Here is an 18,799-nt window from a genome sequence, read left to right as displayed (position 1 = left end):
ACCACCACCTGAAACTGACCGGAGCTCGATGTGTTCGAAGTTCTTTTCGAGACAGTCCAGGACGGCGAGGAGCTGTATCTCGCCTGGCTGCTCAATGGCTTGGCCTGGACGGTCGCCCTGGCGCTGGTGGGTTGGTGTGTTGCCTTCGTCCTGGGGGTGCTGGTCGGCTGTGGCCGGACGTCCTCCAACCGGGCGATCGCGCTGGCCGCGCGGCTCTACGTCGAGGTTTTCCGCAATATCCCCATCATCGTCCAGATGTTCCTCTGGTACTTCGTGCTGCCGGAACTGCTGCCGCCTGACCTCGGCAATGCGATGAAGAAGATGGTGCCGCCCTGGGGAGCCTTTTTTCCCGCGTTGATTGCGCTTTCGCTCTACACCGGTGCTCGCGTGGCAGAGCAGGTCAAGGCGGGGATCGAAGCGTTGCCCTACGGTCAGCGATCGGCAGCCAAGGCACTGGGCATGACCGAACTGGAGCTGTATCGCACCATCCTGCTTCCGCAGGCGCTGCGCATCATCATGCCGACGCTGACCAGCGAGGTGATGGGCATCTTCAAGAACACGTCGGTGGCACTGACCATCGGGCTTCTTGAGCTCACCGCCCAGGCTCGACAGATCAACGAGTTCACCTTCAAGACGTTCCAGGCCTTCGGCGCGGCAACCATCCTTTATCTGCTGCTCGCACTCTCCGTCTATGCAGTCATGCATGGCCTGGAAAAGCGCCTTCGCACGCCCGGCACGGAGCCCACGATCGCGAGACGCCGCTTCTTTCCGATGCGAAAGGAGGCAGCCAAGCCATGAACCACTTCGACTTTTCCGTGATCGCGCAGGCCTATCCGTTCCTGCTCGACGGGCTGGTGTTCTCGCTGAAGCTCACCGCGGTCGGCTTTCTCGGCGGCCTGTTGCTCGGTATCGGCCTCGCTCTTGTGAGGCACCTTGAAGTTCCGGTCGCGTCCCAACTCGCAAGCGCGTACATCACGCTGATCCGCTCGGTGCCCCTGATCATGGTGCTCTTCTGGTTCTTCTTCCTGATGCCGCTCGTGCTGATGTGGATGACCGGAGCCTCGAGACCGGTGCAGATCGGACCTGTGTGGACGGCCTTCGTGACGTTCACGCTGTTCGAGGCCGCGTACTACGCCGAGATCATTCGCGCGGGGTTCAAGTCGATGGCAAAGGGTCAGTACGGTGCGTGCAAGGCGCTGGGGATGTCGACCTGGCAGACCTATCGACTGATCATCCTGCCGCAGGTGCTGCGTGTCGTCAGCCCGATACTGCTCACGCAGACGATCATCCTGTTTCAGGATACGTCGCTGGTCTACGTGCTGTCGGTCACCGATCTGCTGGGAGCCGCCTCGAAGATCGCCCAGCGTGATGGACGTCTCGTCGAGATGTACCTGGCGGTCGCCGTGATCTACATGGTGCTTTCCTCGCTGACGTCGCAGCTCGTGGCCATTCTGAAGAATCGCTATGCAGTTCCAGGACGTCGATAGAGATCTGAATAATGCGGCCATGAGCACGACGACCAAGAAAGCGAAGAAGGCTTCGACAGCCGTTGTGGGAACGCCTGTCGAGCGGCTGTTTGCGGTCCTCAACCTGGCGGCGAAGATGGGCATGATCTCCGCCGCCGACATCGTCTATCTCCTCGACCTGCCCAGGCCGACGGCACACCGCATGATCGCCACGCTGGAGGAGCTTCAGTTTCTCCAGAAGATGCCGGTCAAGGGCAAATACGCCGTCGCGCCCAAACTGGTTGGACTGGCGACGTCGATCCTAAGCTCCACAATCGTCTACGCGCCGATCCAGGCGCTGCTGACGGCCGTTGCGCAAAAGACCGGCGAGACCTGCGGCCTGGCGTTGATGTCTTTCGGCGAGGTCGAGTACATCGCGAGCGTCATGGGGCAGTCTCCCCTCACGCTCCAGTTCCAGGCCGGGCAGAAGGCGCCGCTTCATTGCACGTCCAGCGGACAGATCTTCCTTGCCGCACTGCCGCCGGACGAACTCGCCAAGTTCATGGCTTCCGGTCCTTGGGAGCCGCTGACACCCAAGACCGTGACCGAGCCGAAAGTGCTTCTCGAGCGCCTTCGGAAAGTGAAGAGCCAGGGCTACGCAGCCAACGAGTCCGAGTACATCGCAGGCGTCGTCGGTGCCGCAGTACCCATACAGAACACGGATGGTCAGGTCGTGGCGGCGCTCACGATCTCTGCGCCGAAGAGCAGGCGCACGCTGGAGGACGTCGTGGCGATGGTGCCGATACTGACGACATACGCGGATCGGATCAGGCGGGCGATCCAGCCCCGATGAGATCTTGTCGGTAGCAGGCTGTGTCGTTCAAGCGTCAACTCTGACTGGCCGCATCAGGGGGTAGCAGTTGCACGAAACAAGACGGCGAGTATCGTTTCACGGAACTCCTGCACGGACTTCACTCCGATTTCACTTGGGTCACGCACACTGCCTCTCGACAGTGGTTCGGCGCTGGTAGAGGCCAGGGAGAAAAAAGCCGCTCAGGGAACCGCCTCGATGCCGACCGCTGTCGCTCTTCATACTTAGGCTTTCGTCATCGATGCGGTCAAGGACTCACCGCTGTCGAAAGTTTGAGCGGCGGCCGCACAGGTCAAGCGATCGCAAGCAATTTGACCCTGGGTGCAGACATCCTCTGTCTGACTCCTCGGCTTTGATCGACAAACGGACCTCGAGGGGTCCGTTTGTAGTTACCTCTTAGGCTTGCCGGCCCTGCCAAGGAAAATCTACTCGGCGGCCTCATCTTCCTCTTCGTTTTCGGCTTCTTCAACGCGGCGAACCGTCACAAAGTTTGTAGCATCTTCCACGAACGCCATGAGCTTTTCGTCGGGCGCCATCCCGCGTACTTCTGTCTGGAGGCCATCGCCATTTTTGTAGTCGACTTGCACCAGCGCAAAACAGGTCAGCGGCTCTTCCATTTCCCCTTCATCGCCGCCGTCGTATACAGCGACCCACCCTTCAGCGGGCATGATCTGAAGGATTTTCACATCTTCCATCGATTCACTCCAAGCTCAAAGATTGCGTTGCGCCGCGCAGCATATCCCATGGAAAAGAGCCTCGAAGGGCTCACGGTTCGGATCGCGATTTACTCAGACCGAGGAGTACATGCGCCAGCCAGGCGGGACAGGGCGATGGGACTAGTCGGCGTCTACGGCGTGTGGCGCGGCTGGACCGGCCGATGAGCACAGCACGATCAGTTTGCCAATAGCCCGACGTAGCGCTGCGCAAAATTCGGCCCCAGTGCCGGTACAGTCGTTCGTGGTTCACCACGAAAAAAGAGGACGAAGGACAAACTATGGCGGCGCAACTGTTCGTCAGGCTAATCAACGCCTTCTGGTCGAAGGCATCTTCATTCCGGGCTACCAGCGCGGCTACCGCAGTCGGCGACACGTAGGCGGCGCAGTTGGCTGGTTCGGGCTCATCGCGGTCACGCGAGCCGTCAGGACCAACGTCCGCTTTCGATGCCCGCGCAATTTCGGTGGAGCGGTTCGCCAATTGCTGGCTTGGCCTCGTCTCAGGAGCCCTCTGATCGAGCGGGCAAGATTGCCTTCACTTGAGTCCCGCCGGATTCTGCTCCCCCTCGGCAGGCTCAGCAGGTTCGACTTCTGTCGCAGCTTCCCTCTTTGCGACAAGCTGCGCCAGTGCCTCTTCGTATTGCTTCACGCATTTGGCGAAGATTCCACCTTCCGGCGGCTCCGTGCATGCCTGCTGCATTTCGGCAACCGCCTGCTGGCAGAGTTGAGCCAAAGCCGCTTGCGCGGCCGGTCTCTGCACCAGAGGCAATTGGCTGGCAGCGGCGACCTCCTCCGGAAGCAGTCGAAAGCCCTCATTGTTGACTCTAACGATCTTGGCTTGACCATACGCCTGCGTGGCTGGTTCCTTTTTTGCATACGCCAAAAGCATGCACTCGATGGCTTGGCCCCATATCCGGTTTTCGTCAGAGTCACGCCAAGTGTTCAGGTCCACAAGCGGAGTTCGCGCAGATCTGAAGGTATCGGCGACGATCGTGGCGCAGGTGTGGCCGTCGGATCCCTCCGGAGGAACATACAACCCGCCCTCTTGAATCGACCCCAGGCTGAGCTTCAGATTGATTCCGTAATTCGGTCCACCGCCGCCCTTTCCGGGAAACTGGTCCCCGAGAGCGCGAAGAATCGCCACGACCGACGCAGAAGCCACAGGCGGCAGCGGCACGATTGCTGCCGACCATTGCCCGGGCTGACCCGGGTAGGCGTCCTTACGAAAGAGTCGGTGGAAGGCCAAATGCATGACGATAGGAGCGCCATCCTCGCCTTGGATCGCAACGCCCAAATGAGTGCCGAGGACTCCATACCCCAGCGCGATGACCACTTCGTCCTCGCCAATAGCGACACTGGACGCAGCCTGGAACGGCATGCTCGTGCTTACTTGCGGGGAATCATGCCAAGCAGAGCATCCTGCGGGTCCATGCCATCACGCACCAGAGCGCGTTCGGCCAAGGCAAGAGCGTCTCTCCAAGCTTGGGTATCTTCCAGTTCGTCAGCTGTAGAGCGCAGCACCACTGCGAGGTGCACACCGTTCACATGCTCGGGCTCGGGCAAGTGACGGAGATTGATCGCTTCGAGACCGAACTGCGAGAGCGCGCCGAAGACGGCCTTGACGGTCTTCGTGAGTTCCGAGGAGGTCGGCGCCAAGCTCCTATCCAGGACGCGCGCAAGCCATTTGCTCGTGGCCTCCTGACGCTTCGCCCAATGCTGACGCTCGGATGGATCCATTTCGTTGAGGAACTCAGCACGGCTCAGTCCCGGCCCGCGGTCCGCAGCGACGCTCGAGCCCCTAATGGAGCGCATGGGCGACTCGATCTTGCTGATTGTGAGCATGTCAGGCCTTCTTTTTTTCGGGCATCAGGTGGGCGATTGGTGCCATGAGCTTCTTGAATGACGAGGCGATTAGTTCGTGAGCCTCGTTGAAGGCGGCCATCACCGCATCGGCTTCCGGCGCAATGGGGAATGCAAAGCTGACGGCGGTTTCCATAAGAAGCGCAGGGGTGTCGTTGGCTCTCCCGTCGCCGATAGCAACGGCTAAAAGCACGTTAGATCGCACCGGGATATGGAACTGCAAGAACGGTTTCCACGCCGCTCCTGGCTGGAGATGTTGTGTTAGCGCTGACGGAAGTGCGATCTGGATGCCGAGAACCTCGCGCACAAACGTCGCGCTGTCGCGACCTTCGGTCAGGAGAGGCCCGAATGCGTCCAAGTAGCGGAGTGTCGCGCCGAGAAACTGCGCGTCTCGCTCGGCCACGTCCCTCGACTTCAAAAGCGCCTTCACCCCTGATTGAACGAGCGGCCCGAAACTGGACCATGACTCATAGGGGGGCACAGCGTTCGCGGAGAACAGCCCGGGGCCCACTTGGTAAAGAGACTTCGTCCCGCCCTCACTCCGTGAGTTGAATCTGTAGATTGGTTGGTGCGCCAGCATCGGAACCTGCTCGGGGGCCAGCCGCTCGCCCTTTGAATAACCCGCCTCATGGACTTCCCTCCCGAACCGCATGAAGAACTCATCAAGCCCCTTGACCTGTGCGGGGATGATCGCAGGCCTCGTGGCAGGTTCAACGTCGTGCGGCAGGCCGATCGGCCTCCATCGAAGCTCCGCGATCAACTCCAGCAAAGGAGCGTTCTCGACACTGGTGCTCACGCTTGCTCCTTTGGCGTCTTGCCATGCTGATAAGACGGCTCGCTATCGATGCCCCGGACTTCGGACGAAGCAACCCGGTCCATGACCAACACCTCCAGCATGTTCACCATGCTCCTGTTTTCGGTTTCCGCGAGCTGCTTCAATGCGGCCTTGAACGACGGAGAGACCCGCAGGTTCAGCGCTTCCGTCTTCCCGTCATCGAACCGCATTTGGTACCTTCTTGTGCTGTAACGTATTTGCCTGTGCAAATACGTTACAGCGCGCCCGGCCCCGCGTCAAGCGCTCCTATTGGCCGCTGGATCCGCAACGGCATCACGTGGGCGAGACTTGGATGTCACCTATGGATGGAAATCGAGAGCCGAGACAATAGCGGAATATGTGCTCGGACTCGAACGCCAGATGTTTCGCCAGAGCGTCCCATCGGGAGTGACTCGACAAGCATGAGCAGGCCCGGAAATAACCTTGCGGCGGTGACGGGGCAACCGTCCGCTTCGGGGGCTGCCACGAATCGAGTCCCGAGTGAACCGGCTAAGATGTAAGGTTACCAAGATTGTGTCCGACGTGTCGCTATGGACCTCGTTTGGCGCTTCATCGGGCGTTCCGATGACTCCACGAATTGAGCACGAGAAAAAGAACTGATGTCGCGGCGCAGTGAGATTCCGGTGATCGACTTGTTCGCCGGGCCGGGAGGGCTTTGTGAAGGTTTTTCGTCCATCTTCGACGACACCGGCGCGCGGCGCTTCGCCGTCAAAGTCTCCGTGGAGAAGGACCCCATCGCCCACCGGACCTTGCTGCTTCGCGCGATTTTCCGCAAGTTTCCCAAGGGCAAGGTTCCCGACTGCTACTACGAATACGTGCGCGGGAAGATCACACGCGAGCAGTTCCTCGCTCACCCCGAGATCAAGGATGCTGCCGAGCACGCGGCCAAGGAAGCCAAGTGCGCGGAGCTCGGGCTGACCCCGCACGAGGATATCGACGCTTGGATTCGGGAGGCTCTTGGCGATGAGACCGATTGGGTGCTCATTGGAGGCCCGCCATGCCAAGCCTACTCGCTGGCCGGTCGGTCCCGGTTGCGTGGCAAGGACCCTGAGAAGTTCGAAGCCGACTCCAAACACTTCCTCTACACCGAATACCTGCGGATCATTCAGGAATTCGCCCCTGCAGTCTTCGTCATGGAGAACGTCAAGGGGATGCTCAACTCTACGAACGGTGGCAAACACATCTTCGAGCGCATCCTGGCCGACCTCAAAAAGCCACGAGAAGATTTGCGTTATGAGATTCGTTCTTTGGTGGTGAACAAGGACGAACTCGAGCCCAACGACTACGTGATCGAAGCCGATGACCATGGCGTGCCCCAAAGCCGCCATCGGGTGATCCTCTTTGGCATCCGGTCGGACATCGCCAAGGCGACGACGGCGCTGAGTCAAAACCCGAACAGCTTTTTGCTCAGGAAGTTCCTTCCCAAGGTGGGCTTGAGCGCGGCACTCGCAGGCCTGCCGCCGCTTCGCAGCAGACTCTCGAAAGAACCGGACTCTCAAGAGGCGTGGATGAAGGCGTTGCGCGCCGCGCCGCTCTCGCTCAAAGGCTGGCGCGTTCCGCTGCGAGCCGAGATCGAGACTTTGATGGCCAAGTTCATGAAAAAGGCCGAGAAGAACGTGGCATCCGGCGGTAGATTCATTGAGATGCCCGTCGCTCCCGGTGAGGCCATGCCCAAAGACCTGCGCTCTTGGTATCTGGATCCCAAGCTCGGCGGCGTTCTCCAACACGAGACGCGCAGTCACATGCGATCGGACCTGCATCGATACATGTTCGCGGCATGCTTTGCAGCATCACAGAAATATCCGCCGAACCTGCGCAACTTCCCGCCCAAGCTCCTGCCTGACCATGTGAACGTGGACGCTGAGACGGTTCCCTTCGTGGACCGCTTCCGCGTGCAGATGGGCAACGCGCCATCATCCACAGTGGTGGCCCACATCAAGAAGGATGGGCACTACTACATCCACCCGGACCCGGCGCAGTGTCGCAGCCTGACAGTGCGCGAGGCCGCCCGTTTGCAGACCTTCCCCGACAACTACTTCTTTGAGGGAAACCGCACCGAGCAATATGGCCAGATCGGCAACGCGGTTCCACCCCTGCTGGCCAAGAAGATCGCCAAGATCATTTTCAAGTTCATGTCGTCGCCGCGCGGGTGAATGGGGGTCATCCCCTATCCGTGCCTGCGGCGTGGGCATGTATCCCCCAGTAGTCGATCGCGCGAACCACTTCGAAGAGCAGAACAAACCGATCCAGGCGGTCTGAGGGGGAGTTGTTTGAGAAGGTCCAACCGATGGGACTCGGCCGGTTCTCTCAGGGCTTGGGCAGCTGATTCGACCATGGCTCAGCTTCGCGATGGCCGCTGATTTCGCCGAGCTGCGCGTCGCTCTCGATCCATTGGCGCAAGGCGTCTTGGAGGCTGGCAGCGGCCTGGGCGTCGCGCGTCGAGCATTCCCAGACGCACAGCACGCGCCAGCCCGATGCTTGGAGCTTCTCGACTGCGCTGCGGTCGCGCTCGACATTGGCTTCGAGCTTCGCCTTCCAGAAGTCGGCGCGCGTGGCTGGCATCTTGGCGTATCGACATCCCTGGTGGAGGTGCCAGAAGCAGCCGTGGACAAAGATGGCGACCTTGCGGCCTGGCATGACGATGTCGGGCGTGCCCGGCAAGTCGCGCCGATGCAGCCGGAATCGGTAGCCCGACGTGAAGAGCAGCCGGCGGACAAGAAGCTCGGGCTGCGAGTTCTTGCCCTTGATGCCGGCCATCATCCGGCTGCGGTCGGCGGGCGACACGACATCAACCATGGGCTCGTCCTGTTGATGTCGCGCGCCGCATGGAGGTTCGACGACCGCGCCGGCCGGCCTACATCACTTCCGGGATGTTGGTCGCCGGGGCCGAGTAGCTCGCGCCCATCACGGCTTCTTTGCACTCCGGCCGCTTGGCCCATTCGGAGACCATCTTGCCGCCGGACGAGGAGTGCAGCACGTCGTTGACCTCTTTGGCCCAAACGGCGATCTGCGCGAGCAGCTCCGGCGATGCCGCCTGCTTTGCCCAAATCTTGTCGAGGTCGATTCGGTCGCCGAGCTTCTCGGCCACCAGTGAGACCGTGTAGGCTGTGACGTTGGCTTGGAAGGCTTGGAACATCGGCCGCAAGAGCTTCTGCGCGTCGCGGTAAATCTTGGCCTTGGCGATCATGGCCTTGAAGTCGGCGACGGTGGGCAGCGGCGCCTCTTGTCCATCGGTCGGCGTGAGGCCCGCCATGAACTTGTCGAAGTTTTTCTGCGAGCCGAGGCTCACGATGTCGGGCTTCCTGTCCCAGGCGGTGATGTATTTGGCCAGATCTGTCTTGGTGACGCGGCGCGCGGTGGGGATGGCATCCTTCAAGGCCTTGAGCTTGGCGACCGTGGTTCCCTCGCGAGCGAGCAGCGTGTTGTAGCTGCCCGAGGCGCGCTCGTAGAACCATTGGCCAACGCCATCGGGGCAATAGACCGAACGCGAGAGCTTCTCGATCTCGACGTGGAAGGGCTTGTTGGCCGACAGGTCCGATTGCCGCACGGCGTTCTGACTGTTGGCGAAGCGGGAAATGTCCGAGACGAGAGCCTCTTCCTTGGCCGAATCCTGGGCGCGCATCACGATGATCTTGGCGGGAACGCGCACGCGGCTCAGGTCCGTGTCGGGATACTTCTTCTTGGCGAAGTAGATCGAGGCGGTGGTCTGCCCACCGTTGACGATTTGCAGGCCTTTGAGCCAGGCAATACCGGCCGAACCGTCGCCAGGCTTGCCCAGGCGCATCTCGTCAGCCACGATCACGATGCCGTTGTTGTAGGCCATGAAGCGCTCGGGAGCCGAGCGCAGCGTGTTTTGGATGCCGGCGTTGACGCCCTTGCCCTTGACGCTCAGGAAAGAGCGGACGTTGGCCTCCAGCAGGCGCGCGCCGAACTTCTCGTAGAGCAGCCGGAGCGCCTCGGCCGGGATCGCCGTCAGGGCATAGTCGTAGTCGTCGTTTTCGCCCGGCACGAAGACGCAGGGCAGGGGCGCGCCGGACACCTCGGCGAAATCGACCACCAGCTCGTCGCGCGGCTTGCCCTCGGACCAATGCCGGTGAAGCCGCTCGATGTCCATGACCTCCAGGCGCACAGCCTTGCCGCCGATGTCGCGGGTCTTGAAGCTCTTGGACTTGGCGACGCGGTCGGTGATGACGTAGACCCGAACCTGCTCCAGGTCGTCGTAGATCGCCTGCAGCGTCTCGGCCAGCGAGCGCACGTCGCTTGACGGGTCCAGCTTGGGCGCCATCTTGCCCTCGGCGCACAGCGACAGAAAGCGCAGGCACTGCTCGACGGCGGTCTTGGTCTCGGAGTCCGGGACCGGCGTGGGAACATCGACATTGGCGTAGAGGCTCACGAACAAGTCGAGCTGGTCGTTTTCCTCCGATAGCGAATAGCCACTCAGGCGCAGGTTCGCGTTGCCGACCTTGCCCTCGAAGTGGCACTCGACGGGCTCGAAGGTCATGCCGATGTCCGACATGTGGTCCATCACGATGCCGGAGAACACCAGCTCTTCATAGAGCGCGCCGTCTCGCATCTGCGAGCGGACGGCAGCCTGCGTCTCGCGCAGGAATTCAGGCAAATTCATTCTTAGATGGCTCCCATTTTTTTTAACGCGCCCGCGGCGCCGACGTTGTCGCCGGGCGCCTTGTCGAGGTCGATTTCATACATGGCCCTCATGATGCCCGCTGGCACCGTGCCCGATGTCATTCGAGGGAAGTTGCCAGCGACCTCGACGACGCGCGTTCCAGCCTGCTCAAACTTCCTTGGGTAGCGGTCGGAGTGCGAATCGATGTAGCCCGCGGCCAGCAGACGCTCGGCCAACAGCCTCTCAGCCTCGCCGTCGCCCTTGATCGCCACACGCATCGCTTCGACGATCCCTGGCAGGTTCTGTCCGCTTTCGGTTTGCCGCAGGCGGGCGCCGGCCACAAACAGCGGCTGGCGCGTCGAGTCGTCGAGTTGCTCGAGTGAGCCGATCTTGGCGGGAAATCCAGCAGCCGACAGCGTGGCCTTGACCTCCAAGGCGCCTGTGCCGAGCTCAAAGTCTTGGATGCCGTCGAGCGGTCCCACCCATGATTCGATGGCGAGCGCTGGAGGGACGCCCGCATCAATAATGGCCCGCAGCAGCATGAGCTCGCCAATCAAGCCGATCTCGGCCTCGGGGCTGAGGACCTGCGTTCCCTTGCGCATGAACTCCTGCCAGGCCCCCACCCGCCCGATGAACACCCGCATGAGCTTGGCTTCATCGGCGCCGGCTGCCACAGCGTCATCAAGAGCTCCGACGACATCGCACGCCATGGCGGCGAAGAGTTCCGCGCTGCCAGCCGACTTTCGGGTCAAGGCGAGCCACAGCCTGCCGTTGCCTTCGGGGTCTGCGCGCTCGACCGCGAAGCCTTGGCCCTCGGGGAGCTTGTCGGCAGCAGCCAGCTGTGCGGTGGGAAAGCCGACCAGGACCGCTTCGGCGTTGTCAGGCGAGCGCCGTCCGGCCATCAACTGAAGCGGGCCAGCGGAGGGTAGCGAGATGGCTTGCCATCCTGGCTCGGTGTCGGCGCTGGTGAGCGACGACCACGCCAAGAGAAATTCGTTACTCGGACGGGCCATATTCCTGCATCCAATAGAGAAGGTTCACTTCGTATTCAACACGGATGCCGTTCTCGCTTGACGGGAAGGCGATGGCGAATGCCATGATGGGCTTGTCCCAGCCAGGCACGATCAGGTTTTTAGAGAACTTCTCCTTACCCTTGTAGTAGGGGGCAAGGGAGTAAACCAGCAGCAGCCCGCGATCAGCCTCGCCCCCAAGCCTGTCGCGCGCCTCGCGGATGCCCTTGCCGCTGGGGCTGTTTGGCATGTTGACCCGGCCTCGCGCCGGCTCGGGCTTCCACGCCGCGCGGGTGCGAGCGAGGGCGTCGCGCCAAACGTCGTCGTCGAGGTCGATGCCTTCGTCCTTGGGGTCAGTGAGCACTCCAATGGCGAACATGGACGCATCCCTGGCCGCTGGCGGGTCAGGGTCGTCGGTCTTGCGCGTTTGGAAAGAGCTGACTTTGAAGTCACCGGGGAAAACGTGCGTTTCGCCGATGCCTTCACCTCCGGTCAAAAGCGCCACGCTCCACTGCTTCAACTTGCCGATGTCGAGCATCTTCGTGATGAAGTCCGTGAGGACCGCCGCCTTGGCGCTGGTGGCATTTGGGTGGGTCGCATAGGCGCCCAGGAATGCGAGCACCTTCGGTGCTTCCACGTCTTGCCACAGGCGAGCGCCAGGCCAAGAGTCGGCGTCACCGTCGCGTGGATACTTCGGCCCCTCCACGAACTTCGTCCCGAGGGAGCCGATCAACGCATCGGTCGCATCGAGGTTTGCCTGTTGAACTTTGTCGTCTCTGTGAAAGAGGATGGTCTGGGGCCGAGTGCCACTGTAGGTCAGCGACAGCGTCTGGGCGTTGCGCATCTTCAATGGCGACGTGACCGTGAGGATCTCGTGCGACATGACCTTGAGGCCATACAGCTCTGGCGTGAGCTTGGCCTTCGCCATGAAGTCGAACTCTTCGCGCAGCTCCTCGGAGGCGTCGGCGATGTGGCCGAACCACTTCACCAAGTCCGGCGACGTATAGAGACGGCAGAGGTCCAAATATCCGGGCCGGTAGCCAAACCAGCGGCCCATCTGCATCAGCGTGTCATACATCTTCGTCGTGCGGACGAAGTAGCTCACGCAGAGGCCTTCAAGGGTCAGGCCCCGTGCGAGCTTGTCGCCGCCGATGGCGATGACCTTGAGCGCGGCGCCAGGCGTGGCGTAGTCCAGAGCGTCCTTGGCCGTGCCATTGATCGAGCGAACGACGATATCGTCGAGAACGTCCGGCAGCTTCGCAACCACCTCGACCCAGGAAGGCAGCTCAGGAGGCCGCTCTTCCCCGGGCGAGAGCTCGGCGACCTTGTCGCGCGTCGGGATGAAGTCCTCGTCCCAGAGCTTGCGCATTTGCGTGAGCAACTCATCGGCGTCGCTGCCTCGGGTGATCTTCTGGCGCATGCGGCGCACGGTCTCCTCGACTTGCTCGCGCACATGGTCCTGCACCGCCACATAGCGGGTGACGTGAATCAGCATGGAGCTGTGTTCGAGACCTTGGCCCCGCAGTTCGCGCGCCGCGCAGACAAGCACGAATGAATGGATGGCGTTGCGAAGCGACAGCGGAATGGTCTCTTGCCCGTTGTGGACCGGGACGTGCGTCTTCTTGTGCTTGGGCGGCATCCATCCAAGATCGGCCTCGGGATCGTAGTGGTCCTGGATGCTGCGGGACAGCGGGAGAGCTCCCACACGGCCGTCCTTCGTCAACTTGCCGAACATGCGGGCGGGGCCGACATAGTTCGACGGAGCGGCCAGGTTGATGATGAAGGCCTTCGGAAAGAGGTCGGGGCCTTCCAAGGTTGTGGCGCCCTTGTGATGGATGTAAATGTTGGCGAAAGGCGTGGCCGTGTAGCCAACATAGGCCTTCCGAGAGAAGGAGTGCAGCAACCGACGAATCAGGCTGTTGATGGTCTTGGGCGAGTGCTCCTCGTCCGGCGTTCCGTCCTCGTTGAAGGGTTGCTCCCCGGTATCTACAGAGGCGTTGTCCGCTTCGTCATCGATCATCAGGAGCGGCAGCTTGGTCACAAGCTTCCAATCTGGCGCTTTTGGCAGCAACGGGCTAGGTGTGTCAGCGACGCGCGTCTGAATCCATTTCAGCAACTCGGTGAGCACGGTCTTTTGCTTCTTCACCACGAAGACCCAGGGTCGCTCCTCTGGCGAGATGCCGTGGAAGTGCTTTGCGATGGCCTTGCTGAAATCGCCGTTTTCCGCCCGCGTCGTCGCCGAGTTGGTTTTCAGGTCTTCGCCGAACGCGGCCACGCCGATGGGCGCGCCCGGGTCGCGGTCCGCCGTCGTCTCGTAACCCAGGAACCCCTCCTCAAGGCGCATCTGGGTCTGCGAGCGCAGGTTGTTGTGCATGCCTGCCAGCACGATGATGATCTTGTAGCCTGCGTCGGCGGCCTTGTTGATCAAGCCCGTGTAGTTGCTGGTTTTGCCCGACTGCACATGGCCGACGACGAGCCCACGGCGGTCCCAGGAGTCCGTCCGCAAGGGGTCTTCGAGGAGCCCGAGGATGTCGTCCGTCGCCTCGTCGAGGCCATCGACGACCACGTCCGACAATTTCGATTCCTGATAGTCGCGGTAGCGGCGCCAGTAGTGCCAGTCCTTCTTGCGGGCGGCGTTGAGCCAATCGAAATGCCCGGTGTTGTCCTTGAGGGTGGTGGCCTTGCCCATCCGGTGGCTGAACCGCTGGATCAGCGTGGCGACCGCCTTGGCCTCGTCCAAAGGGGCCGGTGGATCGCTGGCGAACATCGCGGCGGCCAGCTTCACCTTCTCAGCGATGTAGGCTGGCGTGATCTTTGACGAGTCTTTCTCCGCCTTCACCAGACGCTGCGCGGTGGCTATGACATCTTCAAGCAACTGCACCTGCGCTGCGGCCTCTTCTGCTGCGGTCATTTCTTACCCCCTAGTTTTGCGACGAGCGCTGGATATTTTTGGAACGGTTCTGTGCGCGACATCGACTTGCGCGCCTCCTCGACGCTGAGGCCCTTGCGTTCGATGAGGTCATCGAAGAGCACGCGCGCGACCTCGATCACTGCCGCGTTGGGTTCGCCCTCGAAGCCCGTCCGCGGCGTCTCCTTGTTTTCGGCCGTGTCCAGCCAGATGCGCTGCACGGGCACGGTCTCTTCGATCACCCGAAGCATCGACTTGATCAATGGCGCAAGTGTTCCCGCGCTTTCCAGGACGGCAGCGACAGACGGGTGGGTTTCTTCAATCCGATATCGCATGCCCGCCTTGACGCGCTCGACACGCCACGCCTGTTCAATGGGGATGTTGCCTTTCGCGGGCGCTGGCGTGCCCCGATAGGCAAACACGCGCCGAGCGCGCTCGCGAGTGTTCTCGGCCAAGAGGGTGAGCCAAGGCCGAAGCGACACGGGCGGGCGGGCTGTGGATTTGCGAACGTCGATCTTCCAGTCGGCGTCGGCAGTGTTCGGGATGTCCAGGCGAATGCGGGCGAGGCGGTGCGCCTCTTCGCGGTTCCACGCGCGAGAATTGCCAAGGCCAAGCCAGCCGCCTGCGACCAAGAGGCGCTCGTTGCGGTAGACGTAAAACCCTTGCTGCGCGGTCCACCCGGCCGGGCCTGCGTTGTCGTCGAACTCGGCAGCGGTTAATTTGTCGCGATGGGGCAGCACGTGGGCCTGCACCGTGACGGTTCCGTAGTCAGTCGGGTGGTTGGTTGGCGGCGATGTCCATGGCTTCGCGGGGTGGCCGATCATGAAGGGGTCCCATGGCGCGACTGCCCGACCGTTCAGGAGCAATTTCAGCTTGGCGCGCGGCCCTTGGAGGAGGCGATGGAAGACCATCGCCAAATGCGACTCGACGGTGTCGATGAGATCGTGGAAGTCGTCGGAGGTGTAGCCGGCGGTGACCACGCGGTCCATCGTCTCCCAGAGCACGACAGTGCCCGCTTTCTTGCCCTTCAAGCCGGTGATGAATGGCTTTGATCCTTGCGCAGGGCCTTCGAACAAGAGCCACCCGCCGTCGGGATCTGCAGCAAGCTCGTCGAGGTCCCACCGCAGGCAGCTTGCGGCGCCTTTCTTGACGGTAGCGACGGTGAGGCGGCGGCACTGCGAGAAGGACGCTGTTTTCAGGCCCATGCCGAAGCGCCCGAGGTCATGGGACGCGCGAACGTCCAGTGGGTTCTTGTCGCCCAGGCGCATGGCGCTCTCGAGCTCGGCGTCGTCCATGCCGCGCCCGTCGTCGAGGACAGTGATACGGCTCGCCGGTCCGTGCCAAGCGAAGTCGATGCGGACTTCCCTGGCACCGGCCGAGATGCTGTTGTCGACAATGTCGGCCAGGGCCGCGCCGGTCGAGTAGCCCAAGCCTCGCAGGGACTCGAGCATCGCCATGGCGCGCGGCGGCGCGCTTCTTGTTTTGGATTTCATCGCCAATAGCCTTTCCCTGGCCAGAACTCGAATCCAAGTCCAATCAGCTTTCGAACGAGCTTGCGGGAACGGTTGTCGGGCGTATCGGTAATGCGGACCCATATCCTTTGCTCCCCCTCGCGATCGTTCACGACCGCGACACCAGCCGCTCGGGCTTGGTCGAGAAGCTTGTCGAGAACCGTGGGGTCGGAGCCCTTCGGTCGATCGGGCCCCGGGGACTCCTGCGATGCTGGCCCGGGCGACTCGGTGCTGGCGCCCGCTTCGTCGTCTGAGCCCTCATCGCGCTCGTCGCGCCGTGAAGACGGGGCGCCGCCGAGCTCGAGCGCGGTCCGGCGCCTCAACGTGCGGAGGGATGCCGCCTCGATTTGGCGGATGCGCTCACGGGTCACGTCGAGCCGCACACCGATTTCTTCGAGAGTCATCGAATCTCGAATCCCGATGCCAAAGCGCATGCAAATGATGCTTTTATCCTTGAATTTGAGTGTGCCCAGGAGTCGATGTGCCCAGCCGACCCGCTGCATGTCGTCGACGATGTCCATCGGGTCATAGGCCGTGAATTGGTCCTTGACGTCGGCGGCGATGAGATCATCCAATGCCTCGATCTCATGAAGCGGCAGCGGCTCCATTGTTGCGCGGGCAAGCGCCAGAACCTTTTGAATCGGCAGCTGCACCAGCGCGGCGATCTCATCGATCGTGGGGGCGTGTCCGTGCCGGAGCTCGAAAGCATGAGCGGCTTGCGCGATGCGCTGGGTCTTTTCGTGGAGATGGACCGGCAGGCGGATGGTCCTGCTCTTGTCGGCGACGTGGCGCCCCACCTGCTGGCGTATCCACCATGTGGCATATGTCGAAAACTTGAAGCCCCTGCGCCAATCGTAACGATCCACCGCCTTGATAAGGCCAATGTTCCCCTCCTGCAGCAGGTCGTTCAAGGGTTGGCCGCTGAAGAGATATTTCTTCGCAATGGAAATGACGAGCTTCAGATTGGCGACGACCATCTGGTCGCGCGCGCCACGATAGGCCTTCATCGATTGTGCGAACGCAAGAGCGGGCCCGCGCTCCCCGGCCAAACCGGAGTCGGCCAGCTCCATGAGGAGGCCGCGGGTCAGGCCCAGCGAGGCGAGCGCGTCTCGGCAAGCGCTCCATTCGGGGGCGTCTTGGCTGGCGCCGATGGCGAGGCCCGACAACAGCTCCGCGTTGGCGCAGAACTCCGACAGCTCGTCGACGGACTCCTTGGCATCAAGGCCAAATTGGGAGTGGCCTTCGTTGTCCTCGCCAGCGGCCTCGGTCGGTAGTTGAGGTTCGGCGTCGGGCTCCGCGCTTGAAGTGGGGTCAAGATCTTGAGTCTCGTCCTGTGGGCCGGAGGACACCCAGCGCAGCGGCTTCGCGCCCGACGCCACCTTCCTAGCTGCGTCCAGCACTGCGCCAATCCCAGAAGGCCACGAAGCCAGCGCGTCGAGGGCCTTCGCCAAGCCGTGCTCCATGGCTTGACCAAGGGCGACCTCGGCCTCCGCCGTGAGGAGTGCCTCGCGCTGGAATTCCCGTTGATAGATGCGGAAGGGCTCGTTGCGGTGCCCAGCCAGATCGTCAACGAACGCCATTGCTTCGGCGACTGCATCTTCCTCGCCAGGTTTCTCCGCGGGCTCGACGAACACCTCAAAGCTCTCGTGGGAAGTCGAATACTCGAATCGCTCGTCAAGCTCGGCGCCGAGATCGTTGATGACCATGCCCAAGAGCGCCCCCGCCTGCTCGTTGGGATCGCCATCATCATCGAGTGTCAGGTCCTCAATCGCCGAATACGGGACGCTGCCCTCGCGAATTGCGCGAAGCAAAACCAGGCGCAGCCGCTCGCGAGCCTCGGCGTCGTCGGCGCGCGGAAGCGGGGTCGCTCGATCAGGCAGAAAAGCCTCAAAGTCTTCCCAGTCGGCGGACGCGTCGATGGGCTGGTGTTCGGAGATGACGTCTTGGAGTTCAAAGGCTGCAGCCGAAAGCGCAGGGTCTCCCTCGGGTGGTGGCTGGTCCTCTTCGGCTTCCCATCCGGTCAAATCGAATGCATCGCCATCCTCGCCGAAGGCCCGTCCGATGACGGGCGTGGCGGCAGGCGCAAGTCCCTGGACGGAGGCAGGCTGCTCAATGGGCTGCGGGGGGGAGGCATCGACAAGGTGGACGGCTGTCGGATCGTTGGCGGCCTGCACCCCTTGCCCGGCGAGCAAGGCATGCGCAGGCTCACAAAGGACATCGTCCCCGCGCGAAGCCTTCAGCGGCATACACGCCGCCTCAATGGTCGAGGCCGCTTCAAGGGCGCCTGCAGCCTGCGCGATGCCAAGAGCACTCCGCCCCGAAGGATCAAGCAGATCGGCATCGGCGCCGGCGGCAAGAAGGAGTTTGCAGATGGCGGATTTATTGCGGGCCGCCGACAGCATGAGGGGCGTTTGTCCCTTGTCGTCTCGTGCGTTGAGGTCGTCGCCGCGGTCGATGTGAATTTGGACTGCGGCCTCGACGCCTGCCACGACGGCCATCCTGAGGAATCGGCTCAGAGGAGGGACATCTTGGACAGCCCTGTCTGTCACACGCGAGCCTCATCCCAGAGCGCTCGAACGGCGATTTCCGTGTTTGGCCGAAGGTTTCCTCTACCCCCCGGTTCAAAGCGCCGACCATGGCGGCGCGGCGTAGTCGTCTCTGCGGCCATTGTGGCTCTGTTGAGTTTGAACTGTTACCAAATTCTACAGGGGCGGCATAGGGGAAATGGGCTCGTTTTCCTATCCCCAGCGGGGTGCGCGCGTAGGGTCAGCGGTCGCCGGCCATCAGGGTGACTAAAGTTGCCACCAAGCCCAGGCTCCGTCGCCGGGAGCTGAACCTGAGCGACACATTGCGATTTGCAGGTATTTTTGTTGGTATGTGGAAAGACGAAATCTTTTTGCCTGAGCATTCATGCGGATCATGGAACGACTTTCGATTCCTGGCGGCGGACCAGATATGAAGCCGGACACTCTCAAAAAGGTGTCCGGCTTTTTGTTTTTTGTCTGGGGAATGCGGTTCTGTC

15 protein-coding genes are annotated in these 18,799 nt (G+C 61.9%); 4 read left to right on the top strand and 11 right to left on the bottom strand.

The features are described from left to right. Positions 1 to 30 precede the first annotated feature (30 nt). The 3 genes from AC1DFC_RS10240 to AC1DFC_RS10230 are packed head-to-tail and all read left to right on the top strand — an operon-like array spanning position 31 to position 2,298. Entirely contained in the window at positions 31 to 798 is a 768-nt protein-coding gene (locus AC1DFC_RS10240) for an amino acid ABC transporter permease (protein WP_478179175.1), read from the top strand. After that, the gene (locus AC1DFC_RS10235) at positions 795 to 1,487 is read left to right on the top strand and encodes an amino acid ABC transporter permease (RefSeq protein WP_478179174.1); all 693 of its coding nucleotides are present in this window, start codon (positions 795 to 797) and stop codon (positions 1,485 to 1,487) included. The genes AC1DFC_RS10240 and AC1DFC_RS10235 overlap by 4 nt, the downstream gene beginning before the upstream one ends. Before the next feature lie 19 nt (positions 1,488 to 1,506). Beyond that, a complete protein-coding gene (locus AC1DFC_RS10230) occupies positions 1,507 to 2,298 on the top strand; it encodes an IclR family transcriptional regulator (RefSeq protein ID WP_478179173.1) in 792 nt (263 codons plus the stop codon). 443 nt (positions 2,299 to 2,741) lie between these two features. On the opposite strand, the gene AC1DFC_RS10225 is transcribed toward AC1DFC_RS10230, so the two are convergent. The 5 genes from AC1DFC_RS10225 to AC1DFC_RS10205 all read right to left on the bottom strand — a co-directional run bounded on the left by AC1DFC_RS10225 (position 2,742) and on the right by AC1DFC_RS10205 (position 5,894). Then, entirely contained in the window at positions 2,742 to 3,011 is a 270-nt protein-coding gene (locus tag AC1DFC_RS10225) for a hypothetical protein (protein WP_478179172.1), read from the bottom strand. A 553-nt stretch (positions 3,012 to 3,564) separates the two neighbouring features. After that, on the bottom strand, positions 3,565 to 4,407 hold the full coding sequence (locus tag AC1DFC_RS10220; RefSeq protein ID WP_478179171.1) for a hypothetical protein: 843 nt from the start codon (positions 4,405 to 4,407) through the stop codon (positions 3,565 to 3,567). 8 nt (positions 4,408 to 4,415) lie between these two features. Beyond that, entirely contained in the window at positions 4,416 to 4,871 is a 456-nt protein-coding gene (locus AC1DFC_RS10215) for a hypothetical protein (RefSeq protein ID WP_478179170.1), read from the bottom strand. Between the two features lies 1 nt (position 4,872). Then, positions 4,873 to 5,685, bottom strand: a complete 813-nt coding sequence (locus tag AC1DFC_RS10210) for a TIGR04255 family protein (RefSeq protein WP_478179169.1) — start codon at positions 5,683 to 5,685, stop codon at positions 4,873 to 4,875. Then, a complete protein-coding gene (locus tag AC1DFC_RS10205) occupies positions 5,682 to 5,894 on the bottom strand; it encodes a hypothetical protein (RefSeq protein WP_478179168.1) in 213 nt (70 codons plus the stop codon). The genes AC1DFC_RS10210 and AC1DFC_RS10205 overlap by 4 nt, the downstream gene beginning before the upstream one ends. A 429-nt stretch (positions 5,895 to 6,323) precedes the next feature. Between AC1DFC_RS10205 and AC1DFC_RS10200 the strand changes: the two genes are divergently transcribed. After that, complete coding sequence (locus tag AC1DFC_RS10200) at positions 6,324 to 7,877, top strand: DNA cytosine methyltransferase (RefSeq protein WP_478179167.1); 1,554 nt, start codon at positions 6,324 to 6,326, stop codon at positions 7,875 to 7,877. Positions 7,878 to 8,031: 154 nt separating this feature from the next. On the opposite strand, the gene AC1DFC_RS10195 is transcribed toward AC1DFC_RS10200, so the two are convergent. From AC1DFC_RS10195 to AC1DFC_RS10170, 6 genes are read right to left on the bottom strand one after another with little or no spacing between them, the layout of a single operon-like run. Beyond that, positions 8,032 to 8,520 carry a very short patch repair endonuclease gene (locus tag AC1DFC_RS10195; protein WP_478179166.1) on the bottom strand — a complete coding sequence of 163 codons (489 nt, stop codon included), beginning with the start codon at positions 8,518 to 8,520 and terminating at the stop codon, positions 8,032 to 8,034. A gap of 58 nt (positions 8,521 to 8,578) precedes the next feature. Next, positions 8,579 to 10,348, bottom strand: a complete 1,770-nt coding sequence (locus AC1DFC_RS10190; RefSeq protein WP_478179165.1) for an AIPR family protein — start codon at positions 10,346 to 10,348, stop codon at positions 8,579 to 8,581. A gap of 2 nt (positions 10,349 to 10,350) precedes the next feature. Continuing rightward, a complete protein-coding gene (locus tag AC1DFC_RS10185; protein WP_478179164.1) occupies positions 10,351 to 11,361 on the bottom strand; it encodes a PD-(D/E)XK motif protein in 1,011 nt (336 codons plus the stop codon). Further along, positions 11,345 to 14,269 (bottom strand): Z1 domain-containing protein, encoded by a 2,925-nt coding sequence (locus AC1DFC_RS10180; protein WP_478179163.1) that lies wholly within the window; start codon positions 14,267 to 14,269, stop codon positions 11,345 to 11,347. Before AC1DFC_RS10180 ends, AC1DFC_RS10185 begins: the two co-directional genes overlap by 17 nt. Beyond that, positions 14,266 to 15,759 (bottom strand): ATP-binding protein, encoded by a 1,494-nt coding sequence (locus AC1DFC_RS10175; protein WP_478179162.1) that lies wholly within the window; start codon positions 15,757 to 15,759, stop codon positions 14,266 to 14,268. Before AC1DFC_RS10175 ends, AC1DFC_RS10180 begins: the two co-directional genes overlap by 4 nt. Next, the gene (locus tag AC1DFC_RS10170) at positions 15,756 to 18,266 is read right to left on the bottom strand and encodes a sigma-70 family RNA polymerase sigma factor (protein ID WP_478179161.1); all 2,511 of its coding nucleotides are present in this window, start codon (positions 18,264 to 18,266) and stop codon (positions 15,756 to 15,758) included. Before AC1DFC_RS10170 ends, AC1DFC_RS10175 begins: the two co-directional genes overlap by 4 nt. Positions 18,267 to 18,799 lie beyond the last annotated feature (533 nt).

This window comes from Variovorax sp. 10L421 (assembly GCF_056395365.1).
This window is presented reverse-complemented; position numbering and strand designations above follow the sequence as displayed.